This is a genomic window from Prochlorococcus sp. MIT 1201, from assembly GCF_047303415.1.
GTDB classification, from domain to species: domain Bacteria; phylum Cyanobacteriota; class Cyanobacteriia; order PCC-6307; family Cyanobiaceae; genus Prochlorococcus; species Prochlorococcus marinus_D.
In genome coordinates this window covers 575355-600910 of the sequence record NZ_CP138947.1, presented here as the reverse complement: position 1 = coordinate 600910, position 25556 = coordinate 575355, and the positions used below count along the sequence as shown (strand labels likewise).

23 protein-coding genes and 2 pseudogenes are annotated in these 25556 nt (G+C 51.6%); 16 read left to right on the top strand and 9 right to left on the bottom strand.

The genetic code is table 11. The features are described 5' to 3' along the window. The 7 genes from ruvC to SIB41_RS02885 all read left to right on the top strand — a co-directional run bounded on the left by ruvC (nt 1) and on the right by SIB41_RS02885 (nt 5502). On the top strand, nt 1–465 hold the full coding sequence (gene ruvC / locus SIB41_RS02915; protein WP_011130508.1) for a crossover junction endodeoxyribonuclease RuvC: 465 nt from the start codon (nt 1–3) through the stop codon (nt 463–465). 8 nt (nt 466–473) lie between these two features. After that, nucleotides 474–1241, top strand: coding sequence for a class I SAM-dependent methyltransferase (locus SIB41_RS02910; protein WP_413360308.1), 768 nt, complete (start codon nt 474–476; stop codon nt 1239–1241). Then, the gene (locus SIB41_RS02905) at nt 1238–1807 is read left to right on the top strand and encodes a 5-formyltetrahydrofolate cyclo-ligase (protein ID WP_413360306.1); all 570 of its coding nucleotides are present in this window, start codon (nt 1238–1240) and stop codon (nt 1805–1807) included. Before SIB41_RS02910 ends, SIB41_RS02905 begins: the two co-directional genes overlap by 4 nt. Before the next feature lie 256 nt (nt 1808–2063). Then, complete coding sequence (locus SIB41_RS02900) at nt 2064–2918, top strand: hypothetical protein (RefSeq protein ID WP_413360304.1); 855 nt, start codon at nt 2064–2066, stop codon at nt 2916–2918. A gap of 282 nt (nt 2919–3200) precedes the next feature. Continuing rightward, on the top strand, nt 3201–3677 hold the full coding sequence (locus tag SIB41_RS02895; RefSeq protein WP_413360302.1) for a hypothetical protein: 477 nt from the start codon (nt 3201–3203) through the stop codon (nt 3675–3677). Nucleotides 3678–3686: 9 nt separating this feature from the next. Further along, the gene (locus tag SIB41_RS02890) at nt 3687–4148 is read left to right on the top strand and encodes a SufE family protein (protein WP_413360300.1); all 462 of its coding nucleotides are present in this window, start codon (nt 3687–3689) and stop codon (nt 4146–4148) included. 37 nt (nt 4149–4185) lie between these two features. Then, nucleotides 4186–5502, top strand: a complete 1317-nt coding sequence (locus SIB41_RS02885) for a homoserine dehydrogenase (protein WP_413360298.1) — start codon at nt 4186–4188, stop codon at nt 5500–5502. A gap of 188 nt (nt 5503–5690) precedes the next feature. Here the strand turns inward: SIB41_RS02885 and SIB41_RS02880 are convergent, their stop codons facing one another. Beyond that, on the bottom strand, nt 5691–5879 hold the full coding sequence (locus SIB41_RS02880) for a hypothetical protein (RefSeq protein WP_413360295.1): 189 nt from the start codon (nt 5877–5879) through the stop codon (nt 5691–5693). A gap of 16 nt (nt 5880–5895) precedes the next feature. On the opposite strand from SIB41_RS02880, the gene SIB41_RS02875 reads away from it, so the two are divergent. After that, nucleotides 5896–7485 (top strand): ABC transporter substrate-binding protein, encoded by a 1590-nt coding sequence (locus tag SIB41_RS02875; protein ID WP_413360292.1) that lies wholly within the window; start codon nt 5896–5898, stop codon nt 7483–7485. Next, a complete protein-coding gene (locus SIB41_RS02870; protein ID WP_063402971.1) occupies nt 7485–8504 on the top strand; it encodes an ABC transporter permease in 1020 nt (339 codons plus the stop codon). Before SIB41_RS02875 ends, SIB41_RS02870 begins: the two co-directional genes overlap by 1 nt. Here SIB41_RS02870 and SIB41_RS02865 read toward each other — a convergent pair. Then, complete coding sequence (locus tag SIB41_RS02865) at nt 8498–10090, bottom strand: alpha/beta hydrolase (protein WP_413360288.1); 1593 nt, start codon at nt 10088–10090, stop codon at nt 8498–8500. The genes SIB41_RS02870 and SIB41_RS02865 overlap by 7 nt on opposite strands. A 385-nt stretch (nt 10091–10475) precedes the next feature. Between SIB41_RS02865 and SIB41_RS02860 the strand changes: the two genes are divergently transcribed. From SIB41_RS02860 to SIB41_RS02850, 3 genes and pseudogenes are all read left to right on the top strand, one after another. Beyond that, entirely contained in the window at nt 10476–10976 is a 501-nt protein-coding gene (locus SIB41_RS02860) for a glutamyl-tRNA amidotransferase (RefSeq protein WP_413360286.1), read from the top strand. 244 nt (nt 10977–11220) lie between these two features. Then, a complete protein-coding gene (locus tag SIB41_RS02855) occupies nt 11221–11592 on the top strand; it encodes a hypothetical protein (protein WP_063415457.1) in 372 nt (123 codons plus the stop codon). A gap of 725 nt (nt 11593–12317) precedes the next feature. Beyond that, a pseudogene (locus tag SIB41_RS02850) lies at nt 12318–12775 on the top strand (iron uptake porin); the annotation flags it as partial. A 158-nt stretch (nt 12776–12933) separates the two neighbouring features. Here the strand turns inward: SIB41_RS02850 and SIB41_RS02845 are convergent. From SIB41_RS02845 to ychF, 6 genes and pseudogenes are all read right to left on the bottom strand, one after another. Then, complete coding sequence (locus SIB41_RS02845) at nt 12934–13290, bottom strand: hypothetical protein (protein ID WP_413360283.1); 357 nt, start codon at nt 13288–13290, stop codon at nt 12934–12936. Next, nucleotides 13275–13664 (bottom strand): hypothetical protein, encoded by a 390-nt coding sequence (locus tag SIB41_RS02840; protein WP_413360281.1) that lies wholly within the window; start codon nt 13662–13664, stop codon nt 13275–13277. Before SIB41_RS02840 ends, SIB41_RS02845 begins: the two co-directional genes overlap by 16 nt. A 748-nt stretch (nt 13665–14412) precedes the next feature. Next, a pseudogene (locus SIB41_RS02835) lies at nt 14413–14514 on the bottom strand (chlorophyll a/b-binding protein); the annotation flags it as partial. Nucleotides 14515–14677: 163 nt separating this feature from the next. After that, nucleotides 14678–14881: a chlorophyll a/b-binding protein gene (locus tag SIB41_RS02830; RefSeq protein WP_063397986.1), complete on the bottom strand. Its 204-nt coding sequence runs from the start codon at nt 14879–14881 to the stop codon at nt 14678–14680. Nucleotides 14882–14892: 11 nt separating this feature from the next. Then, nucleotides 14893–15036, bottom strand: coding sequence for a high light inducible protein (locus SIB41_RS02825; RefSeq protein ID WP_011130525.1), 144 nt, complete (start codon nt 15034–15036; stop codon nt 14893–14895). 952 nt (nt 15037–15988) lie between these two features. After that, the gene (gene ychF / locus SIB41_RS02820) at nt 15989–17080 is read right to left on the bottom strand and encodes a redox-regulated ATPase YchF (RefSeq protein WP_413361343.1); all 1092 of its coding nucleotides are present in this window, start codon (nt 17078–17080) and stop codon (nt 15989–15991) included. A gap of 154 nt (nt 17081–17234) precedes the next feature. Between ychF and SIB41_RS02815 the strand changes: the two genes are divergently transcribed. The 4 genes from SIB41_RS02815 to cysS all read left to right on the top strand — a co-directional run bounded on the left by SIB41_RS02815 (nt 17235) and on the right by cysS (nt 24025). Further along, complete coding sequence (locus tag SIB41_RS02815) at nt 17235–18413, top strand: efflux RND transporter periplasmic adaptor subunit (protein ID WP_413360278.1); 1179 nt, start codon at nt 17235–17237, stop codon at nt 18411–18413. Between the two features lie 24 nt (nt 18414–18437). After that, entirely contained in the window at nt 18438–21398 is a 2961-nt protein-coding gene (gene polA, locus SIB41_RS02810; protein ID WP_413360276.1) for a DNA polymerase I, read from the top strand. A gap of 397 nt (nt 21399–21795) precedes the next feature. After that, entirely contained in the window at nt 21796–22455 is a 660-nt protein-coding gene (locus SIB41_RS02805; RefSeq protein WP_413360273.1) for a Coq4 family protein, read from the top strand. Between the two features lie 70 nt (nt 22456–22525). Next, entirely contained in the window at nt 22526–24025 is a 1500-nt protein-coding gene (cysS, locus tag SIB41_RS02800) for a cysteine--tRNA ligase (protein WP_413361341.1), read from the top strand. A 130-nt stretch (nt 24026–24155) separates the two neighbouring features. On the opposite strand, the gene SIB41_RS02795 is transcribed toward cysS, so the two are convergent. Then, a complete protein-coding gene (locus SIB41_RS02795; protein WP_011130531.1) occupies nt 24156–25487 on the bottom strand; it encodes a sodium-dependent transporter in 1332 nt (443 codons plus the stop codon). Nucleotides 25488–25556 lie beyond the last annotated feature (69 nt).

Sequence of the window (25556 nt, the reverse complement as noted above, 5' to 3'; positions counted from 1 at the left end):
TTGCGCATCCTTGGCATCGACCCTGGCATTGCCAGGGTGGGCTACGGGGTCATCGACACCAGCAACGGACAACAGCAGATGCTCGATTGCGGCATCATCCGCACCAATCCAGGCATTGACGATGGTGAACGGATGGTGGAAATCGCCAGCGATCTACGCCAGCTCATCCGTCGTTGGAAGCCCCAACTGGCCGCTGTGGAGAAATTCTTCTTCTACCGCTCCAGCACGACAATCAGCGTGGTCCAGGCACGTGGAGTCATCATCATGACCCTGGCACGCTTTCGAGTGCCAGTGATGGAATTTCCACCGATGCAGATCAAGCTTGCTCTGGCGGGCTCAGGCCATGCTGAAAAAGATGAAGTGCTCGATGCGGTGATGCGTGAATTGAATCTTGATCAGCCGCCCCGACCCGATGATGCCGCCGACGCCCTGGCCATAGCACTCACAGGTTGGTTCCAGCGCTAAAACCACTGATGGACTCCTCCTGCTCACCAAAACACGGCTGGTTTGACAGCGTGGCTGAGTCCTACGCCCAACAGCGCCCCTATTACCCGGAATCCCTGTTTACCTGGATAAGCAGCAAAGCCGCCGGCCACCAACGTTGCTGGGACGTGGCCTGTGGTAGCGGCCAGGCCTCTCTAGGGCTTGCAAGGCACTTTGATCGCGTCGATGCAACCGATCTCAGCCCCGCTCAGGTTGATGCCGCACCAGCTCACTCAAACATTCATTACCAAGTAGCAGCGGCTGAAGATTCCGGGTTTCCCAACGCATGCATGGACGCAATTGTGGTGGCTGCCGCCATTCACTGGCTAGATGTACCCCGATTCAACGAAGAAGCAGTAAAGGTGGCACGCCCAGGTGGACTGATGGTCTGGGTGGGCTATGACCCCCCGCAAGGGGCTCCCCCTGCATTGCAGTTGTGGCTAGAACAGCTTTACGGCGAAAGGCTATCGAGCTGGTGGCCTCCCCAGCGTCAGCATGTCGACAACCACTATCAGAACCTGCCATTCCCCGCCATCAGCAAATCTTTGCCCCAAGAGCTCTGCATCTCCCTCAAATGGAGCTGTGATCAGCTGATCGGTTACATAGGAACCTGGTCAGCTTTGAGGAAAGCAACGCAGGAGGGACATGATTTGCTGCCACAACTCAGCATGGAACTGCAGAGACTCTGGCCAGCAGATCAAACAACAATCCCCCTGATCTTTCCACTCATGGGCCGCTGGGGTTATCTAACGCAATGAATCAAGCCAGCGCCAAAGCCAAGCTTCGTCGTCAATTCAAGGCCCTACGCGCTCAACAATTACCTGCGGTTCAAGACACAATCATTCAGCAGGTTGTCAACGCTATTCAGGGTTACTTAAAAGCTGGGAAGCTACGAGGGCACATTGGTGTTTATTGGCCGCTTAGCGGAGAAATAGACCTCCGCGAACTGAAACTCAATTTGAAGTTACCCTTAGCTCTACCAGTCAGTGGAGAGGACAGAAGTCTCAGTTACCACCCATGGGCACACACTCCACTGCGGAAAGATACCTGCATGATTCCTGCACCGGTGGATGAGGCTGCCCTTGAAGCTGATGAATTAGGCCTATTGCTGATACCTGCTCTGGCGATGGATCAACGTGGGATCAGACTCGGCTATGGAGGCGGTTTCTTCGACCGCTTCAGAAGCAATTTGGCTTGGCGCAAAGTTCCATCGCTTGCAGTCTTGCCACAAGCCTGCGTATCAACAGACTTACTGCCTCGCGACAGTTGGGATGTGCCCCTTGATGGCTGGATTAGTGAAACAGGAGTTTTCAGAGTAAAATAAAAAAACTTAGATTCGGCTCCCAAATTACGAATAAAAATGCATCAAGAAAGCCCTGCTATCACAAAGAGACAAGGCTTGAATTCAATACTTTCTTGACACTAGGAATCTTTCTATTAGCCTTTTAAGGACTAAGCTATCAAGCGCAATGCCACCACGGGCACTAAATTCGTACGCAATAGTTCAGTCCATAGAGATAGATGGCAAAGAAGACATTGTCACCATTAGGCCAGCTATTGGCTCTAACTTATTCCATTCATTGGACGAGGGTGATCATTATGCATTCCAGGCCACCATCAAAGGCAAAGACTTCACCTTTGAGGCTGCTGTTAATGATCAAGGGCCAAACATAACCCTGGAACTCGAGAATGATGATGCCGCTGCAATCGTTGAGATTCTCGACCAAAATAATGACAATCAGATTAGCGATGAGGAATTCGAGGAAGGCATGGAGAATGCCGTGGTGCTATATGAGGAAGATATTGAGCTTCACGAAAATCATTCCTTAGACTCAGAAGTGAACTTGCTGCTAGAAGCAGAGGATGTTATTTTTCAATACGATCCTATAGTAGACAATCCTGGAGAACTGTTATTTGGGCAATCAATCGCTTCAGTCGAGACGGATAGCCAGGGAAATATTCTTTCATTTATTTACCCTCAAAGGTCATTTAATACGTCTTTACTAGGCTACACTCTTGACCTTACAGGAGAAGTAGAAGTCGGCCAAGTTGGAGGAGCGATCGACCCTATTACAGGAGAGGGAAACATCTATGTTGATGAACTCAAATGGCTTTTTCGGGGGAACATCACCACACCACAAGGTAATTTATATGAATTCACTAAAGAAGAGGCTGCATTCATCCCTATCAGGGATAAAGACACCAATAGTGGTTTACTAACCCTTGCTAGCGTTGAAAAGTCTGCCCATGGCAGCGGGAAGATAGAAAATATTTTCAGCTCTTATTTTGTCAGCGGACTGCAAGGCTCTGCGACTCAAGATAGCTTTTTAAAAGACCTCATGCTTCAAGGGGTTAATCAACTTCATCCAGGCCTTGCTACTGAAGGCACTGAAATTCAATGGAATATCGACTTACAACATCCAACTCCTGTTTGAGGTCGTGATCATGAAGAAATAGCTCATTCGTTGCACATGGGTCATTGATCAATTGAAAGCCAAAACAAAGTGAATTGGATTCGAATCAAATCTAATTCCAAGAATTGGTCTCAAAAAAAATATTCAACACGCCATTGCTGCCATTTTTTATCAGCAAAATATTCGCCTCTTGTAAATATTTCGTACGACAATAATCACACGTCTCCAAGGCTGCCACGCAGGTACTAGTCAATCCTGCAAAAATCTCTCAAAATGATTTTCAGAGTTTTCAGAGATCATTCAATGCGGACCCTAATCCAGCCTTTGTTTCTATTGATCGCAACAACATCTCTTGGTCTCGGGCAAGGTCAGCCAGCGAAAGCCCATGCCATTGAAAGCACTCTCAACTACCTCGATGGCAGCCTGGAACTTCACAGCCAATTCTCAACAGGAACACCTGTTGAGGGAGCAGTGGTACGCGTCTTAGAAGCCAACGGAACACCAGGCCGAGAGCTGGGTCGAATGGATCAACAGGGAAAACTGAGCTTGAGCCTGCCAGTCATGCAGGAAGGCACCCTCGACCTGCAGGTGGATGCTGGCCCAGGTCACCGTGACTATCTGATGCTGCCAATCCGCTCAGGCAAGGTGCAGCTGGATGAGGTGGTCAGCCAACCCAAGACTCCACAAACACCATCGTTCCTGATCAGCACTGGCTCGCCTCTCCTGCTTGGTCTTGCAGGTGTTTTGTTTAGCGTGCGTGAGCAGCGCCTCAAATTCTGATCCTTCGCCATGGCTGAGCCCACCGCCGCACCCTCAAGCTTTGGCAGTGAAGCCCTAGACAGCATGGTCGAGAGACTTAACGGCACCTCTGATCCCCGCCGCCGCTACGAATATGTTCTATGGCTGGCCAAAAAGCTGCCACCAATGTCCCCGGAATTACAAACCGACGCCGTCAAGGTCAAGGGATGCGTTTCTCAGGTCCATGTGCTTGGTGAACTCGTGGAAGGACGGCTTCACTGGCAGGGAGACTCCGACGCACTGATTACAAGAGGTTTGCTGGCAATGCTGATTCAAGGCCTCAGCAATCTCACACCTGAGCAAGTCATGGCCGTGGACCCAAGCTTCATTGAAGCCACAGGCCTTCAAGGCAGCCTCACCCCATCAAGAGCTAACGGATTCCTCAATATCCTCCTCAACATGAAGGCCCAGGCACAGCAACTTGCCAGGGTTTCGTCTTCCACAACTTCTTAGAGTCCGGCCAGCAATTACACGACTGGACACAGCTGCCATGGGCACGAAATTAGGAATCGGTCTCCTGGGGCTTGGAACAGTAGGCGCAGGTGTAGCAGGCATCCTCCAAGCCCCTGAAGGGCGGCATCCACTGGTGGCTGAGCTTGAACTGGTCCGTGTAGCGGTTCGAGATCTGCAACGACCTCGCCCGATTGAGCTCCGCCCATCCTTACTGACCAACAACCCACAGGCCGTTGTTGATGATCCCTCTGTTCACGTGGTTGTTGAAGTCATGGGAGGGATCGAACCAGCCCGAACCCTGATCATGCGAGCCATTGCCGCCGGCAAAGCGGTCGTTACAGCTAACAAAGCGGTGATTGCAAGACATGGCGAAGAGATTGCCTCTGCTGCTGCTGCTGCTGGGGTCTACGTCCTGATCGAAGCTGCCGTCGGCGGTGGCATCCCGATCATCGAGCCACTTAAGCAATCACTAGGTGGCAACCGGATCGAACGCGTGAGCGGCATCATCAACGGCACCACCAACTACATCCTCAGCCGCATGGCACAGGAAGGGGTGGCCTATGACGACGTGCTCAAGACCGCCCAAGATCTTGGCTACGCAGAGGCAGATCCAGCTGCCGACGTTGAGGGGTTCGATGCGGCCGACAAGATTGCCATCCTCACTGGGCTCGCCTTCGGTGGACCTGTCGACCGTGACTCAATTCCCACCCAAGGCATCAACAACCTTCAAAGCCGCGATGTGGACTACGCCACACAGCTTGGCTACAGGGTGAAACTATTGGCTATCGCCGAACGTCTCAACTCAGACGCTCAGACCAGTCAGTCCTTGCCCTTAGCTGTAAGGGTGCAGCCAACCATGATTCCTCTCGACCACCCTCTTGCTGGCGTGAATGGCGTGAACAACGCCATCCTGGTTGAGGGCGATCCGATCGGCCGCGTGATGTTTTATGGCCCAGGAGCAGGCTCTGGACCCACCGCCTCAGCTGTGGTGGCGGACATCCTCAACATCGCTGGCATACGCCAATTAGGGGAAATCAACGGCAGCCTCGACCCCCTTCTTGCCGCAAGCAGTTGGCGTTCCTGTCACCTCGTTGATCCAAGCGCAATCCGTCAGCGCAACTATGTGCGCTTCAACGCAGAAGACACCCCAGGAGTGATCGGTCGGATCGGTAGCTGCTTCGGCGATCGTGGCATCTCGATTCAATCAATCGTGCAATTCGATGCCTCAGAGACCGGCGCCGAAATCGTTGTGATTACCCATGAAATAAGCCAAGGCCAGATGCAAGATGCCCTGACTGCAATCACCTCTATGGCTGAGGTCAAAGGAGTTGCCGCCCATCTCAGCTGCCTTTAACTTCCAGCCCCCCTGAGGACGAGCCCCCTGCTTACGTAAGAGTTATAAAACAAGTTGAGAGGCAAGTCTGCAGACGCTGACCTGTGCCCCCAAAGGTTCATGTCTACCGCTTCGATGATATCAAGAGTCCAACTCTTTTCCAAGCCGGACTTCCGACCCATCATGGATCTCCATCAAGGTGACTGTGTTCAACTCCTCAATGGTAAAGACCAATTCCAAGTAATCGGAATCGACGATGACCACAATCGCTGTTGGGTGAGACGTTGGCCACTACTGCCCAATGGATCCCCGGTGTTTGAAGTGTCGATGCAACACATCACCTGCTCTTCCCATAAAACACAACGACACTCACTAGCAAATCTTTGAATCAAGGCCATCCGATCCGCACGCGTTGTGCCCAGCTCCGGCCGTCGTAATTCTCTACGCTGGGACGCTGCTCTCTTTGCTTGCTCCCTAGCGCTGAGCCAAATTGCCTGTCAGCCTGCTCGCCATAGTCAGCGACTCATCGTGGCTAGTGCTGGCAAGATCACATCCCTCGATCCTGCCCAGGCCAGTACTTTTGATGCTCTGCAACTGCTGAGCGCCCTGGGGGAGCCCCTCTACCGGCTTAATCACAAAGGGGACCTAGAGCCACGTCTGGCATCCGCTCCGCCTCAGATCAGTGATGGCGGCCTCACCATCTCGATCCCTCTGCGGAAGGATGTGCTGTTTCACGATGGCACCCACTTCAATGCCGCCGCGATGGCGTTCAGTCTGCGGCGATTTCTGCGTATCGGCACCCTCAACTACGTGATAGGGGGACGGATTGCCACCGTGGAGACAGCCAGTCCCTACCTGCTACGCCTTCGATTAACGCGACCCTCAACTTCTCTAGAGGGACTACTCACCTCAATCAATCTGACGCCGATATCACCAACTGCTTACGCCAAGCACAGAGATCAGTTCCTCAATAAACAATTCATTGGAACCGGCCCTTACCGACTCACTAGCTTTCAAACCCAGCAACAACGCCTTGAGCCTTTTCTGCAGTACTGGAGTACCCAGGCCAGTAATGCTGGAATCGATTTCATTAATCTGAGCAACTCCACTGCCCTATTTGGTGCTCTACGAAGCGGTGAAGTGGATGTACTCCTCTCCAATTCACTGGACGAAGACCAACGCCTTGCGCTCCATCACCTTGCCAAGCAAGGGAAGCTCCGCGAAGGAGAGGGGCCAGCACTTGAGATCGGCTACATCACTCTCCTCAGTAATGCCCCTCCACTCAATCAACCCCTCTTACGTCAGGCCCTCGCCTACAGCCTCGACCGTCAGCTGATGGTGAAGCGCGTGAGCTATGGACTAAGACGCCCGCTGCGGTCTTTAGTGCCGCCAAACTTGCAGGCTGAACCACTCACACCTTGGCCCAGCTACAACCCTCAACGAGCCAAGCAACTGCTGAAAAAGGCAGGCTATTGCGCAACTCAAAAGCTGACACTCCCTTTTACTTTCCGTTCCAACGTGCCAGCAGACAAGTTATTGGCACTTACATGGCAGGCACAGGTGGAACATGATCTCTCGGATTGCCTGACACTGAAGCTCAATAGCGTCGAATCGACTACCGTTTACCGCCAACTGGGGGAAGGCGCATTCCAGGCCGTCATCCTTGAGTGGCGAGGCGCCTATCCCGACCCGGAAGCCTATTTAGCTCCATTATTAAGCTGCAGCAAAGCCAATGGATCTGTATGCGAAGAAGGGGAAGCGGCAATTAGCGGCAGCTTCTGGACCACAGATGGGCTGGAAACGAGCCTTCGCCACAGCGATGAACTTCGCGGACCCGATCGTCTCCACCAGCTCAAAGAGATCGAACGCTCCGCCGCCGGCGGAGCGGCCTATCTACCAATCTGGCTGGTAGCTCCACGAGCTTGGGCCCAGCGGCGCTTATCCAAGCCAGAGTTTGACGGGAGCGGCCATTTAATGCTCCAGCGTCTACGGGAGCTGCACTGATGGGCCGCGGGAGAGAACTACTGCGCTACAGCTCCACCCGCTTGGCCCTGGCACCGGTGATGCTCTGGCTCATTGCCAGCATGGTGTTTCTCCTCCTACGGGTGGCACCAGGAGACCCAGTCGATGCCGTATTAGGCAATCGAGCGCCAGCTGCAGCCCGCGCTGCTCTGCGCACCAAGCTTGGACTGGATCAACCGCTTTTGCATCAATACCTGCACTTCATCAAAGACTTAATTCATGGCGATCTAGGCCAAGCTCTTCTCAACCAGGAACCAGTGAGCAAGATCATTGCCAGAGCCCTACCAGCCAGCTTGGAACTAAGCCTGACGGCACTATTGATTGCAGCAGTGGTTGGTCTGGTCGTTGGTTTCAGTGGTATTGCCCGCCCGGAAGGCAAGCTAGATCTCGCAGGCCGCCTCTACGGCATTGGCACCTATGCCCTGCCACCGTTCTGGGCCGCGATGATCGTTCAACTGCTGTTTGCAGTCATTCTCGGTTGGCTACCAATTGGCGGACGTTTTCCCCCGAGCTTGCTGCCACCAGAGGGGAGCGGCTTCCTGATCCTCGACAGTCTGCGGAGCAGCGACTGGATATCTCTTCAAGGAGCAGTGAGACACCTGGTGTTACCGGCAGGGACCCTAGGCCTTCTCCTCAGTGGGATTTTCACCCGTACCCTGCGACTCAATCTAGGCCGCACACTGCAATCCGATTACGTTGAAGCTGCCCGTAGCCGGGGGCTGAATGAGCAACAGGTGGTGCTCAACCATGCCCTCCCTAATGCCCTTCTGCCAGTACTCACCATTGCTGGGATCACAGTGGCATCGCTGATTGGCGGCGCACTGTTAATTGAAGTCACCTTCTCCTGGCCAGGCATCGCCCTACGGCTCCAAGAAGCAATCAACCAACGCGACTACCCAGTGGTTCAAGGGATTGTGGTTGTCGTGGCTGCCCTGATGGTGCTGGTAAGCGTGAGCGTGGATCTGCTCGTTGCTCTGATTGATCCCCGCGTCCGCTACTGAGATTTGCGAAGTCTCTCTGCTGCGTTGCGATCCAAACGATGAAGCCGCAAATCCCCGACCTGCTGATGTGTGGAGCCCTGAAGGGCTTCGCCAGCCTCAACCTGCTCCAAAAAGATTTGAATCTCCACTGCCAACAATCGCTGCACAGCTAGCGGCTCACGCCCTACCAGCTCTTCGCCTAGTTGAAAGAGATCATCGCCACGACCCTCACCCATCTGACCTTCAACCCGCACTGGTGAAAAATGGCTAGCGCCCTCCACAAGCACGACTCGACTAGCGGGATGGGGTGAGATTGCCAAAAGCAAATCGAGCTGCTCACTCAGCGGAGGAGTAATCAAATCAAGGGTGCCGCCAGTCAGTAACACTGGAACCGACAAAGGCACAGCCCCATCACGAGGCCACAGCAAGCTACCAAAACTGTTGAGAGCCACGATTGCCTCTAGCTGGGGGATTGACTGCAGTTTTGGTATTTGCACATCAACCAACTGACATTGCAATAAGCGCGAGAGATTGGTGAGAGGAAGATCGTCTAGAGCCTTACGACAACGGGTATACAAACCAGGCTCCGGGGTCATACCAGCAGCCAATACAGCCGTCAGTGCCCCGAGGGAGTGACCCATCAGCACCAACTTCTGACCAGGCAATACCAACGTGCCTTGCTCTCGTGCCTGCAGGACAGCCTGCAGATCCGCCAAGCGGTCAGGCAACACCTCTGCTCCAGGTGCAAGTCGTTGCCCCTTCAGCAGGGCATGCACCGCTTTGGCATCACTACCTGGATGCTCAAGCACCACAACCGGCCAGCCCTTACGGTGAAGGCTGAGAGCCAACCAACGAAAATGATCCTGGCTTCCACCCAAGCCTGGCATGAGCACCACCCAGCTCGACCGCAACGGAGTGCCATCAGGTGGGCGCCACAGCTCTAGCTGGAGGGGCTTGGTGCGATGAGCCACTGGCAAAGATTTGAACTCAGGGCCTGCGGCAAAAACTTCCTTACCTGCCAGCTCTTGCAAAACTGGAACTTGTGTGGCGGGAAACCTCCCGAGCGCTAACACCAACTGCTGCTGCTGTTGCAACTGACGCCGCCAGCGACTTGCTACCTGAAGTAGAGCATCAAGATCGAGGCGTACATTTTCAGCAGGGAGCTCCTCAAGCAAGTCCAGAGCGGTCACCTCTGACTGACTGTTCAAGAGCAGTTCCAGAGTGTTGAACAAGACAATGCCACTACTGTCGGCATCGACCCTCACCAAATCACTAACGGCATCAAGCAGCTGACGTCCTGCCCAACTACGCAGCATCTGTCGAGCCATGCTCTGATCTGTAAGCAAAGATGCCTGAAGCAGCTCAAAGAGATCGAAGCGGCTATCGGCATCGAGCAAATTGAGCCAGGGGATGAGTTCAGAACTGCTGCTGCCCCCAGGCCGCCCCAAATCGACCAACTCCCTAATCCAAACCGGTATCACCATCCCCTCAAGCTGCACCTCCAATCGCTCGGCAGCTCTCAGCGGCGATACTCCAGCAAATCCGAACAGCAAAGCGCCGAATAGCCCAATCACAATCCGCTGTCCAATTGGGCGTGTTAATGCCAACGCCGAATACCGCTAACAAGTCAAACCATTTTCACTCAAGCCTTGAAGGGCTTAGATCGGATCAGTGAATGGTGCTCCTGGGTGCCATCGACAGATCAGATGCCGCCATTGAGCTTCCAACTTCTGCTCAAGCCAGGCGAGAAACGACTTATTAGCAGTTTCCGCCATTTGCCAAGCGAACCAATTAGCCGCGAAAGAGCTACCAATGAACAATCTCGTCAACACCTATACCTGAATAATCAACACAGCGAATAACAACAATCATTGCCCCCAAACACCTCGCATGAGATCTGTAGCCGAAAACCATCCGGCTATATCATTTTCAAATTAAAGCGGCTCTCTTGCTAGAGCACCAGACACGCCAGCAGAAGAGACGAATCAAACAATGAAGGGCGATCCAAGCAACAAGCGAGCATTAAAGGGTAGGAAGAATGGTACAAGGAAATATTTGCGCACGCAAATGCAATTTATAAAATACATTATGATTGCCAGCAATTTCCACCCCTATAAAAGACAACATCCAAGCAACATGAGAATGCTATTAGGCGCAACAACTGCTATAGCACTTCTGATTACATCCGCAGCCTCCGCCAATGAAACCAACCTTCAAATCAAAAACGCCAGCAAACAACTTGTGGTGAGCATTCGCGCCTTTGCAATTGGGACATCTGCCGCTAGCGAATGTCTCGTCAAAAGCGGACAACTGAGCAAGAGGATTGCAAAAGAGACATTACCCTTATCACTTCTCGAGGTTGGCATTAGCCCTGAAGTCCTTGACAATCCTCAGGTCATCAAAGCAACCTCAATCTTGAGCCCTACACTTAATGCTGCCTGCACATCGACGAAGATGAGCATCGAAGCCATCAATCGTCTAATCAAAGATTAGCTATAGAAATACTTCTAATCGGGAAAAAGATCAGTAAAACAAAAATCTATAAACAAGCCTCTCCTAAAGCATATGAACTAGACCGTTAGCCTGGCCAAGGGATACAAAAAGCGTAGACAACAGGCAAACCACTAGCGCGAAGGAAGAAATGCAATTCAACTGACAAAGATAAGATAAGTAATCAAAGCCTCTGGAATGGCTCTAGGACAGCCTATTATTTGTCATGTTTGCCTAAGCACCAAAGATGGCTTACCCCGATTCTCAAGTCGTAATGGGCGGTTTGGTGCATATCCCCATTATTATTGGTGTTTTTTGGGCGCTAAACAACCTAACCACAGGCGGTAGTAAAGCCAAGAAAGCCGCAGAAGCTGCAGCCAAACAGGCTGCTGACGAAGCTGCTGCCAAAGCTGCCGCAGAAGCTGCCGCCAAACAGGCTGCTGAACAAGCTGCTGCCAAAGCTGCTGCGGAAGCGGCAGCCGCCAAAAAGGCTGCTGAGGCCGCAGCCGCAGCTCCAGCAACAACAGCAGTGGCTCCAGTGAGTGGCGAAGCTGAAGCGTCACAAGCTTCTAGCAACGACACTCAAGCCACTCCTGCCCCAGACCAAGAAGTGCTCTAGGCATAGAACAGATCACCAGAAGTCATAAACATCAACCGATATAGATAAACGTTCCGAAAAGTTGTTTGTAATTACACAAGCCTAGAGAAAGGCCAGATTTTCAATGAATTCAACTTTAAATAAATAGCCTCAGAAGAAAAATTAATAGCATAAAATACAATCAAACAAAGGCCAGTTCGACCCAAGGCTTACCAAAGGCATAGTTCATTAATAAGCTGATGCCTACCAATCAATACATAGACATCTGGAATCAGGACATTCCAAGCAAAAGCAAACCATCCAATACACAAGAAGACGAATAACAATTAGCCGCCAATCATAACTCGATATTTACATTCAGCCACCAATACGGAACACTCTCGAAGAAGACATGAGAACATAAACAAATAGCATCAACGAATCAACTCATGCTGCCCACAGGGGCTCTAAATTCGAAGAGGCTAGATAAACTACAAGGAAGAATTAGGTTGCAATGAAAAATGACTGCTAAACAATGTTCGCCAGAAAAGCCGATACTTATTCACGAACAAGTACAGGCAAAGGCATTGATTAGCCACAAACATTTCTCTTGAACATCTAATAAGCAAACTTTAAAATTAATTCTAGAGATAAATTCACGAAACATTAAGCACTACAGGCCTGATTTTCACACCTAGATGTGTTTAAAGAGAGGTTAATGGCCAATATTCAATCGGCGCATTGCGCCTATCTGTGTGAGGAACCAAATGAAACTCTTCCAGCAATTGCTGGTGGCACCTGCTGCCTTGGGCCTGATGGCTCCTATGGCTGCTAATGCCGCAGACCTAGACATCAAAGGTGTGTCCGATTATTCGGCCTCCAGCGAGCAGGTCACCAGCATCTCCCAATTCCAAGATGTTTACCCAACCGATTGGGCTTATCAGGCGCTGAGCAACCTGATTGAGCGCTACGGCTGTGTGGCTGGCTATCCAAGTGGTAGCTACCTGGGCAACAGAGCAATGACCCGCTTTGAAGCGGCTGCTCTATTGAATGCATGCCTCGATCGCATCACTGAAGTCACCGACGAACTGCGTCGTCTGCTCAACGAATTCGAGCAGGAGCTCGCCATCCTCAAGGCCGTGTTGATGGCCAAGCCCGCGTTGGTGAACTGGAAGCCACTCAGTTCTCCACCACCACCAAGCTTGTTGATAAGGCATTCTTAATAAGTCGACGACTCAAAGAAACCTGGATCAAATGCGTTGCTCAATACAAATACTGCTTTGACTTTTATCAGAATGAGATCGGCTTACAACAATCATCAGTAAAGAGCTAGCTCAATCAGGCCAAGCAAAAGAGATCTTCTCAACGTCTATACATATAAGGTTAGTTCAATAACGAACCATCAGCATTACAATCACGTAGATCATTCCACTTGGCGAAATTTTCTTCTAAGTTGTCAAACTCATTTTCTGAGTCATTGATTTGTTGGGCTTTAATTAATGCTTGAAATGCCTCGACGCCATACTTGCTTGCGATTCTTTGCTTGATACAGGCTTTATACTTAGAGCCAGCCTTTAATTCCTCCTCCGCTCCTCTTAAATTATCCTGAGCCAACTCACTCTTTTCTCTCCATTCCAGCATGTGGTTCGTGAATTCTTCTTGTGCCCCATCAGCGAAAGCAGATTCACTATGTACTACAAGCAAGAGCAATAACACTAATCCTGCTAAGAAATGACGCATTCCTCGTCCCTAGAGGCCTGATGATTATCCCATAAAAGTTTATAGAACCATTTCTCTTTCGGCGAATGCCTAACTCTTTCGACACCTTTCTTTGTTAAAATAAAGATTGGCTCACCTGATTCTGAGACCTGCTTGATGTCTACATTACCTAGCATCCACATGCGCATAAATACTTGATTGTCCGTCATGGTCCCAAGATATTCCTTGCAACTTTTACCAACATCAATAAACCAGAGAGAAAGTAGATCTGCCTTCTCTCTATCTCCCTTACAAAGCTGAAGCGTAGTCCGAGAAATAGCCGTTGCATCGCCTTGCTTAAGAGCAAAACGAATCAAGGCATTTCCAAGGCTAATCCGTTCACGATCTACACTCATGGCGCCATTTCTGCTGGGCATAAATAAGGAGTCGAAAATCGTAAGCAAAGTTATAAAATTGACTCTAGCCAAGAAAGCAGCTTGCACTCCGGCCTAAATGCTCGCAAGTTATGGAATGAAGATGCGCGGCAAGATGGCTTAGTTTTCAAGGATTTACAAGCTGAACCTATCAAGCTAACATTCTCTTCAAATAGAATCTAAAAGGTCTAAAACGGTTATTGAAAGCCTAACATTCAAAACCATTTTCTATCCAATTGGATTAGTAACCTCTCTGGTATAAAGCAAGACAAGCCTGAAAAAGGTTTATTTAAGAGCAATCAGAGCTGAGTTAGCACAATCAATCCCACCTCAGCAGCCATTGCAAGGGTAATACAAACTCATCAAAGCAACGAGCTTCTCTTGAAGAAACCTCCAAGAAGATTGGATACCGTTAATGAAAAAGGCAAGTAACAACCAAGCCTTGAATTGATCATCTAAACAAAACTATCAATACATACTCAACAGACTATCCTTAATAGCTAGAGGCCCTAGTCCAGAGAAGAGGAGCGGCCTCTAGCTAAAAAGAATTTTTCAAAAGATGCCTGGAATAATCCAGCCAGTCAGTGCATAATCATAGCGATTAGACTTTTTAACAAGCCTTTTTGTGAATTTCTTGAGAGAGTTAAGGGGATTGAATTCCATAATAAGTAAGAAGAGATTATTAATGCCCTTAAGTTTTCACTTAAGGGCATTAATGTCTATAAATTGCTTAAAATAATCCAGGGATAATCTGCCCTGTAGCCGCATAACTGGCGAGTGCTCCAATAAAGCCAATCATTGCCCAGCGGCCGTTTTGTAGCTCTGCATTTTCATTCATGATGATTGAGAGGTAGAGGAATTGTGTAAGGAAAGGTCAGGAAAGGCAAAAAGGTCTCATGCCAATTGGCAATCAGACAAGAAGGAGAGTCAATGGCATATTCTCCGCTAATCCACTGTTTAAAAAAGATGATTAGCCTGAATAATGATCATTAAAATCAAAAAATGCCGGGTAAGATTTGCCCTGTGAACAAATAAGCCACGACAGCAGATAAGAAGCCAATCATTGCCCAACGTCCGTTGGCCAGTTCTGCTTCTTTACTAAAAGCGGTGTATTCAGGATCAATTTGCATGCGAGGTTCGCTTGCATACATGTTCTGACGTCCACCGTCTTCAGTGATGACATTTGTAGAAGAAGTCATGATCTTTCTGCTTAAACCACACCAGGAATAATTTGGCCTGTCGTTAGATAGGCTCCGACCGCAGCCCAAAATCCCATCATTGCGGCCATTCCATTAACACGCTCAGCGGTTAACTTCTGATTTTCGACCCTATTGGTCTTGGGTGTTTTTTTCATAAGAAGGAATTTGAGTTCAGGTCCCTTTGATCACGAAGACCAGCGCTCCGGCCTTCGTTACAAAAGCTTAACACAAGAGGTTGCGAAGTGTGACGATCCTGTTTGCAGGGGCAGCTTCACCGGCTTAAAGCTCTCAAAACTCCCTTCAAAGCAGGGAATTTACATGTCTATATCTTATCGCCAAGCTCTCAAATTAATGCATTAAAAGAAGATAATTTTAGAAATATGCGCGAATTTATATTACTAAGATGTTTTTTTGGACACCTTGGCTCATATGATCTCAATCATTCATGGCAGCATCAATAGCTCCTTGCCAACATTTAATAATGTAAACATCACCAAGCCTATTGGATTTGAATTCTTCTCACTATTCTTGTAAGAGAGTTTAGAAACTTAAGCCTCTATCATTTCTCTATCTAACTCAATATAGAGGCAGGCGACTAATGAATGCTCAAAAGAGCACTCCGTCCATGCTTGCTCAACCGCTCTCTCAATTTTAGAACTTGCATCAAAGCCTCAAAAGGCTTGGACTGCACAAGCCTGAATCAAGCAAAAATTCCACGACCTCTAAAGGCTTAGGTGTAAACACCTAGGCGCCGCTTGGTATGGGCCGTAATTGGAAGAATTTATTTCAAAGCCCTCCCTAGTCTCTTGAAAGAGCTATTCCATAGATACTGGCATTTGGCTGATGGCGACAAGCTCATCACATTCAACAAACTGGCAAGAAGCCTTTATTGGTGCTCTTACCACCTGTTCAAGTCTTTTAAATTACCGTTTGCCAGGTAGATCATCTATGCGAGTTCAGCTTAGTGAGTTCAGAACTCAAGGTGAACTGAATAGAAATTAGATTGACTTGATCAATCAACAAACCAAGAGTTTTGCTTACCTTCAGGGCTATGGTTTGGTTTGCTTTTTTTGGTCGGATAGAAAGTATGCCCCAGAAAAATAAAAACTAGACGTTAAAGAGAAACTCCATAACATCACCCTCCTCTACGAGGTAGTCCTTACCCTCACTACGCAGCCAGCCCTTGTTGCGTGCTTCAGCAAAGGAACCGGCCTCAAGCAACTTCTGGTAAGCAATCGTTTGAGCACGTATGAAACCACGCTCGAAGTCAGTATGGATCACACCAGCTGTCTGCGGCGCCGTCATGCCAGCCTTAAACGTCCAAGCACGGGTTTCCTTCTCCCCTGTGGTGAAGTAGGTACGAAGACCTAGAAGCCGATAGGTCGCCTTGATCAAACTCTTCAGCCCCCCCTCACTCACTCCGAGGCCTTCTAGGTAATCAATACGCTCTGCTTCGCCGAGTTCAATTAACTCAGCCTCCACCTGAGCTGAAATGCGCACGCATTCAGCATCCTCACGCGTCGCCAAGGTCGTCACCTCCTCACAGTAGGCATTGCCGTCGGCAAGATCATCTTCGCTCACATTGGTGGCATAGATAATCGGCTTCGCTGTCAACAGGCCAAGCGGTTTAATCATCTTTGCTTCTTCATCACTGAGTTCTACAGCACGAGCAGCACCACCTTGCTCAAGCACAGATTGAATCCGCTCAAGCGCAGCATCTTCGAGCTGGGCGTCATTGCTTGTGCGCGTCTGTTTTTTCAAGCGCAAGCGCCGTTTCTCGATCTGACTGAGATCTGCAAAGCCGAGTTCAAGGTTGATGACCTCAGCATCCCTAGAAGGGCCAACTGATCCAGAGACATGGATCACATCCTCGTCTTCAAAGCAACGCACCACATGCACGATGGCGTCAACCTCGCGAATATTGGCAAGAAATTTGTTGCCCAACCCCTCTCCCTCACTAGCCCCCTTGACCAAACCAGCGATATCAACAAACTCCATGCGCGTTGGAATCAGCTCCTTGCTCTTGCTTAGATCGCAAAGCAGCTGCAAGCGCTCATCAGGTACCGCAACGCTGCCCACATTCGGTTCAATGGTGCAGAAGGGAAAGTTGGCAGCTTGAGCCTGCGCGTTGGCCACAAGTGCATTGAAAAGCGTGGACTTACCCACATTTGGTAGTCCAACAATTCCGGCTTTAAGCATGAGGACAAATCTAGCCGTGCCCATGCCAGGAACCATTGCAAAAGCAAGATGGCACTATACAGCAACGCTATAGATACTTAACAGCAACGTAATCGTGCCTTGCTGCAGTCAGGCTCGCTGACCAGCGAGACTGCTTGACATCGTTGGTGGGTTGATGGCCAGTACAAAGGCCTCGCCCATATCGGCACATCAGGAGCAGGGATTGGTCCATCTCACACAACTCAAAGGTGCTTTAGGGCAACGCAAACGCTTGATCAGCCTCAGTGCAGCTGTGGTGCTAATCACCGCAGGGGGGATGGCATGGAGGTTCAGCTCCCAGCAGCGCTTGGGTCGCGATCTCAGCAATTACACCGTAGAAACCGAGAGGGGCACCCTTCCTGGGATCGTGAACTCCAACGGCGAATTACAGGCGAAGCGGAGCGTGAATGTCAGTCCCAAAAAAGCAGGTTTGCTGAAAGAGCTCTATGTCGATCAAGGCGACGAGGTCAAAAAGGGAGAGGTGCTCGCTCGCATGGATAGTGGCGACTACAACGACCGCTTAGATGAAGCGAAGGCCCTTGAAAGAAAAGAGCAAGCTGAATACGAAACGAGAAAAGCAGACCATGAGCGGCGCGACAACCTCTACCAACAAGGAGCCATCTCAGCCGACGACGCGAGCAAATATCGCCGCCTCTACCTGACCAGCCGCGCCAACCTTGCCGCCGCACAAGAGCGTGTTCAACAACGCATTACTGAAGGGAGCGAACTGCTGATCAGAGCACCCTTCAGTGGTGTGATCACAGCCCGTTATGCGGAGCCAGGAGCCTTTGTGACCCCAACAACAGCAGCCTCTGCAACTGCCGGCGCCAGCAGCTCCTCCCTGGTTGAACTCTCAGAAGGAATGGAGGTGAACGCCAAAGTGCCCGAAAGCGACATCGGCCGCATCCGCATCGGCCAAAATGCCAGCGTGCGTGTTGACGCCTTCCCAGAACAACGTTTTATGGCCCGCGTCAGCGAGATCGCCCCGAGGGCAGCAAAAACTGAGAATGTCATCTCTTTCGCAGTCAAGCTCAACCTGATCAAGCCTTCGCCCCAACTGCTGATAGGCATGTCCGCAGACGTGGATTTTCAAACGGGCAAGACTGCACCCAGCACGTTGGTTCCCACCGTGGCGATTGTGACTGAAAAGGGCAAACCTGGAGTGCTTCTGGTGGGCCAAAAAAATCAACCACGCTTTCAAGCGGTGGAACTAGGCACCAGTAGTGGCAGCAAAACAGCCATCCTGAGCGGGCTCAAGCCCGGCACGCGAATTTTTATCGATCTGCCCCCATGGGCCAAACCAAAACGCGACTGATGCCAACCCCCATCAATCCGCCTCATGCCTGAGGCTGCTAACAAGCCACTGTTGCTGCTGGTGGATGGCCACTCGCTGGCCTTCCGCAGCTTTTATGCCTTCAGCAAAGGTGGCGAAGGGGGATTGGCCACAAAAGACGGTACCCCTACCAGCGTTACCTATGGCTTCCTAAAAGCCCTGCTGGACAACTGCAAGGGCCTTAGCCCGCAAGGGATTGTGATCGCCTTTGATACAGCTGAGCCAACCTTCCGCCATCAAGCAGATATCAACTACAAGGCCAATCGTGATGTTGCGCCAGACATCTTTTTTCAGGACCTCAAACAACTGCAAGAGATCCTTGAAAACAACCTGCAACTTCCCCTTTGCCTTGCCCCTGGCTATGAAGCCGATGATGTGCTCGGCACCCTCGCCAACCAAGCGAGCAGAGATGGTTGGGGTGTACGCATCCTCTCCGGCGACCGTGACCTCTTTCAGCTGGTTGATGATCAGCGCGACATTGCCGTGCTCTATATGGGTGGTGGACCGTACGCCAAAAACAGTGGTCCCAGCCTGATCGATGAAGCTGGGGTGCTCAGCAAACTTGGTGTCATCCCAAGCAAGGTGGTTGAGCTCAAGGCCCTCACTGGCGACAGCTCCGACAACATCCCCGGGGTCAAAGGTGTGGGTCCTAAAACAGCCATCACCCTTCTTAAGGAGAATGGCGATCTCGATGGCATCTACAACGCGCTGGCTGAAGTGGAAGCAGAAGGCGAGAAAGCCAGCCGCGGTGCCATTAAAGGAGCACTCAAAAGCAAGCTCAGCAACGATCGTGATAACGCCTATCTGTCGCTCCATCTCGCAGAGATCCTGGTCGATATCCCCCTGCCAAAAGCGCCACGCCTAGAGCTGGGCAGCGTTGACAATGATGGACTCACTGACCGCCTGAGCGCCCTGGAACTCAACAGCCTGGTGCGCCAAGTACCAAATTTCGTGGCCACCTTCTCCAGCGGGGGATTCAAAGCCAATCGCCACGAACTTGAACCATCCAGATCTGCGACAAGCGCAGCAGAACCTGAATCTTCAACAGAAACAAAGGCTACAAACGACAACGAACTACCGGCGCTAGAGCCACAACTGATTACCAATCCAGAAGAGCTGCAAGAGCTTGTCAAACGGCTGATGGGCTGTCGAGATCGCCTCAAGCCAGTGGCAATCGACACAGAAACAACCGCCCTCAATCCCTTTTGCGCCGAACTGGTGGGCTTAGGCGTCTGTTGGGGTGAGGGGCTGCAAGACCTGGCCTACATCCCGATCGGACACCATCCGCCTGCCGCACTACTGGATGCAGACGCTGCATGCCAACTCCCCCTAGAGGCTGTGCTCAAAGCGATAGCTCCTTGGTTAGCGAGTAACGACCACCCCAAAGCACTGCAGAACGCCAAATACGACAGGCTCATCCTTTTGCGCCATGGACTCGCACTCGAGGCGGTCGTGATGGACACGTTGCTGGCCGACTACCTCCGTGATGCCGCCGCCAAACACGGCCTGGAAGTGATGGCAGAACGTGAATTCAAGATCACGCCAACCGGCTTCAGCGAGCTGGTTGGCAAGGGCCAAACCTTTGCTGATGTCGCAATCCCAACGGCCAGCCTCTACTGCGGCATGGACGTGCATCTCACCCGACGACTTGCCATCCGACTGAGAGCGCAACTTGAGAACATGGGAGCCAAGCTGCTTCCCCTACTGGAGCAAGTTGAGCAACCCCTAGAACCGGTTTTGGCGCTGATGGAAGCCACTGGGATCCGCATCGACCTGCCTTATTTAAAGGAACTCTCGGTTGAACTAGGCAACACCCTGGAGAAACTTGAGCAACAAGCCCAAGAGGCCGCAGGGGTGAACTTCAATCTGGCCTCCCCCAAGCAATTAGGAGAGCTGCTATTCGAAACACTTGGGCTCAATCGCAAAAAATCCAGGCGCACCAAAACGGGCTGGAGCACCGATGCCAACGTGCTGGAAAAACTCGAAGCTGATCATCCCGTGGTGCCGTTGGTGCTGGAGCACAGAGTGCTCAGCAAACTGCGCAGCACCTACGTGGATGCCTTGCCGCAGCTGGTGGAATCAGAGACGGGCAGGGTGCACACCGATTTCAACCAAGCGGTTACGGCAACAGGCCGGCTGAGCAGTAGCAACCCCAACCTGCAAAACATCCCCATCCGCACGGAATTCAGCCGGCGTATCCGCAAGGCTTTTCTTCCCCAAGAGAACTGGAAACTGCTCAGTGCGGACTATTCACAGATCGAATTGCGCATCCTCACCCACCTCTCTGGAGAGGAGGTTTTGCAAGAGGCCTTCCGCAATGGCGATGACGTGCACGCTCTCACCGCAAGGCTGCTGCTGGACAAAGATGAAGTCAGCTCTGATGAACGTCGACTCGGCAAAACCATCAACTTCGGCGTGATCTATGGCATGGGCGCCCAACGCTTTTCACGTTCAACCGGCCTTAGCCAAGCGGAGGCCAAAGACTTTCTTAGCCGTTACAAACAGCGCTACGCGAAAGTGTTTACCTTCCTCGAACTGCAAGAGCGGCTTGCACTCAGCAAAGGCTATGTAGAAACCCTGTTAGGGCGGCGGCGGCCCTTCCATTTCGATCGCAACGGATTAGGCCGATTGCTGGGCAAAGATCCAATGGACATTGATCTCGACGTAGCCCGCCGCGGTGGCATGGAAGCCCAACAGCTCAGGGCGGCAGCCAATGCACCGATCCAGGGTTCCAGTGCCGACATCATCAAAGTGGCGATGGTGCAGTTGCAACAACAGCTAACGGCAGCAGATCTACCGGCACGCCTGCTGCTACAGGTGCACGACGAACTGGTGTTAGAAGTAGACCCCACCGCACTTGAAGATGTTCAGCAGTTGGTGATGCAAACGATGGAAAAGGCTGTTGAACTGAGCGTGCCACTCGTGGTGGAAACAGGCATTGGCGATAACTGGATGGACGCGAAATAAAAACCTCAACAGACAAAAAAACTAGACGGCAGTTGACCTCCATCAGCAAGGCCAAGCAAACACTTGTTTGTATCAATTCAGAGCATGCGTTTAAGCAATAAAAAGGCCCGCTAAGCGAGCCTTGCAAGAGATCTAAATCTGTGGATCTACTGAATCTGTGGATCTAAATTGATGGTTCATCCAAACAATAAAATCGCAAGCCTGAGAGAGAAAGTCTTGGGTACTACAAGCCAAAAAGGCAGCCCAGCAATAGTTTTAGAGTTGACTAGATATTCTTAAATCGAACGAAGAATAGATTTGTTAGAATCAACTCTTCCATAATCCTCATCCGATATGTCTGAAAAGAACTAGCCATATTCCCTGATTCAATAAAACCCTCCACAAGGCAATCCTGCTGATGAATCTCAACCTGCGCAAACGACTGCAAAATCTAAAACTTGTAGCCGGTCTGGCCAACTTTTTAAAAGATCCTGGCCTGGACAGCGTGTTTGCAGTTGCAGGCAGTCTTCAAGACAGCCCCCTGGCCGAGAAGATGGAACGCCACCTGATGGCGAATGCACGCTTTAAGGCCATCGTTGACGAGGGTTGGCGGCCAAAACCGATAGACCTCAACGATCTGCAGAAGCTTCCGCAAGGAAGCCTTGGCCGCAGCTACGCCGATCAACTCCTCAGCCAAGGCATCGATCCAAATGCGCTGATTGATCCAACACCTGTGACTTCCCCCAAGGAGTTCATCGTGCATCGCCTCAAGGAAACGCACGACATCGTTCACGTGCTAACAGGCTTCGGTATCGATGGGGTCAGTGAGCTTGGCCTGCAAGGGTTCAACCTTGCTCAGAACCATTCACCCCTGGCCGTGATGTTGATCTTTGGCGGCATGCTCAACGCACTGCAAGACGATGAGCCGCTTGGCCCGCTGCTTCAGGCTCTAAGCCAAGGCTTCCAGATGGGACTGGATGCTGACTTAGTTATTGCTCACAAACTTGAAGAAGGCTGGGAGCGGCCACTTGTGCAATGGCGCGAAGAACTAAGGCTGCCTCACCCCAACGCGAGCTAAGAATCAGCCCGAGCCGAACGCAGGTTCAGAACGCGTGGCCCTAGCCTCAAAGCAAACTCCAGCCCTGCCAGTGTCACTGCGGCTCACAAACACCCTCACTCGCCGCACGGAACCCTTCACTCCGCTCAAAGACGGGCACGTCAGCATTTACTGCTGCGGCGTCACGGTCTACGACCTCTGCCATCTCGGCCATGCCCGCAGCTACATCGCCTGGGATGTGCTGCGTCGCTATTTGATCTGGCGTGGCTACTCAGTCACCTTCGTGCAGAACTTCACTGATATCGACGACAAAATCCTCAAGCGTGCCGCTGAAAAGAAATGCTCCATGCAGGAGATCAGCGAGCAAAACATCGAAGCCTTCCATCAAGACATGGATGCCCTAGGTATCCTGCGGCCCGATCGCATGCCCCGCGCCACCCAATGCCTAGACGGGATACGCAGCTTGATCGGAGAATTGGAAGCCAGTGGGGCTGCCTACTCCGTCGATGGCGATGTCTACTTCGCCGTGATGAAACATCACGGCTACGGCAAGCTCAGTGGTCGTAACCTCAATGAGCAGCAGCAAAACGCCGATGGTCGTGTGGCCGATGCCGAAGAGGCGCGCAAGCAACACTCCTTTGATTTCGCACTATGGAAGGGAGCTAAAAGCGGAGAGCCAAGCTTTCCCTCACCCTGGGGAGCAGGGCGCCCGGGCTGGCATATCGAGTGCTCCGCCATGGTGCGCGAGGAATTGGGCGAAACAATCGACATCCACCTGGGGGGAGCTGACCTGATCTTTCCTCATCACGAAAACGAGATCGCTCAATCTGAGGCAGCTACAGGCAAGCAGCTTGCTCGCTATTGGCTACACAACGGCATGGTGAATGTCGGCGGTCAGAAAATGAGCAAGTCGCTCGGCAACTTCACCACGATCAGAGCCCTACTAGAAAGCGGCGTCTCCCCAATGACGCTACGCCTGTTCATCCTGCAGGCCCATTACCGCAAACCGCTCGACTTCACTACCGATGCCATCAACGCTGCAGCCACCGGATGGAAAGGTCTTAACGCAGGCCTTGGCCTCGGGAACATCTATGCCAAAACCCTGAACTGGCCTGAATACAAACCCCTACCGCAAGGAGTCATTCAAGCCGCCCATTCCTCCAATCAGGAGCAATGCAACGAAATACGTCAACACTTCATCGATGCACTGGACGATGACCTCAATAGCTCAGGGGCCATCGCCGTGCTGTTCGATCTTGCCCGCCCCCTGCGTGCCCTAGCGAACCGCTTGGAGCGTGGTGACACAAAGGCAATTCAAGAAACAGCGCACCTGAACTTGCTCCCACGTTGGCAACTGCTGGTGGAGCTGGCCAATGTGCTCGGGCTTGAGGCCGAAAAAGCCGCGCAAACGGACCCCGAGAGAAACAACAGGGTTGATGAAAACCATATCCAACGCGCCATTGCCGCTCGCAAAGAGGCCAAATCTGCCCGTGATTTCGCCAAAGCCGATCGCATCCGCGACGAGCTGCGCGCCCAAGGCATCGAACTGATCGATAAACCAGGAGGCCTCACAGACTGGATCAGCAGCTGATCATCATCCGCGCCTCGATGAGCGACTTCGGCTTCGCCAGCTCTAGGGATACAAACGCTTCATCCAAATCGACAATACCCACCTCTGCTTTAGAGAACTGAGTCCATGAGCCCCAACCGTGAACGCTTGATCAGGTCCCAGTCCATGTCTGCAGCAGATCCACGACGCTAACGATCAAACCAAAGGCAACAACAGGTGGTGACACCCAACGCAGCATGAATAGCAACAAGCGACTTAACCCAAACGGTGTCTCACAACCAGCAAGATCCTCCTTGAAGCGACGGGGCACCACCCAACCCAACAAAAGAGCCAGCAGTAATCCGCCAAGAATTAACAATAGATTCAGCAAAGAATCCATCCAGCCGAGAACATCCGTTGATGTAGCCGCCGGTAGACCGAGCACAAAAATCACTGCTACAGAAAGCCATACCGCCCGAATACGGCTGCAACCAAAGCGATCGATCAGGCAAGCCACTGGCACCTCAAGCAAAGACACCGCAGAGGTGATCGCAGCGATGTAAGCAAGCGCGAAAAAAAGCACAGCCACAACACGACCAGTGTCTCCGAGAGAAGCCAACCCCGTAGGGATAGAAATGAATAAGGCTCCAACGGTGGAATCGCTGATCACATCCTTGAGAGCAAACGTCATCACCACTGGGAAGGTGATCATCCCTGCCAACAAACCCACGGCTGTGTCCATGCTCACCACTGCTACCGCTTCGCGAGGCAGGTGATTGCGGCGATCCAAATAGGCTGCATAGGCAAGGATGCAGCCAATACCAGTGCCAATTGAAAAGAAGGCTTGGTTAAAGGCGTTGCGCACCGTCGTGGTATTGAACAACTGATCAGCGTCCCAGCGGAACAGGAAGGTGTGATAGCCCTGCAAGGCTCCCTCGAGAGTGGACGCCCAACACGCCAGTGCAATCAGCAACAAAAAAAGCAAAGGCAGCCCCCAGCGAGAGAGGCGCTCAATACCACCACGAACACCGGCTGCCACAACCAAAGCAGTAAGAACCAAGCTGACCATCTGCCCCCATAGGGCGTTGCTGCCCTTGCTCACGACGCCGAAGAAGCTCTCCGCCTCCGTCATGTCAGCGGGCAAACCCACCAACAGGGCATGAAACAGAGTGTGACCGGTCCAACCCATCAACACGGCATAAAAAGCCAAAATTCCGCAAGGGGCAATCACAAACAGCCAGCCCATCGGTTGCCAACGGGCCCCAGCTGCTGCAACCGGAGCTAGCAGAGGGCTTTTGCCCGTACTGCGGCCAAGCACCATCTCGGCAATCAACACCGGCAGGCAAACCACCAACACAATCACGACATAGAGAAGCAGAAAAGCCGCCCCACCCCCCTGAGAGGATCGATAAGCGAAGCCCCAGAGATTGCCAAGCCCCACGGCACTGCCTGCAGCGGCAAGCACAAAGCCCACGCCCGATCGCCAATGTTCCCGAACTGCCATGACTGGAGCTCCTTGTTAAGACAAGCTTGCCAGTGTCTGGCCATCTAGTGGGAGACTGGCTTCAACTGC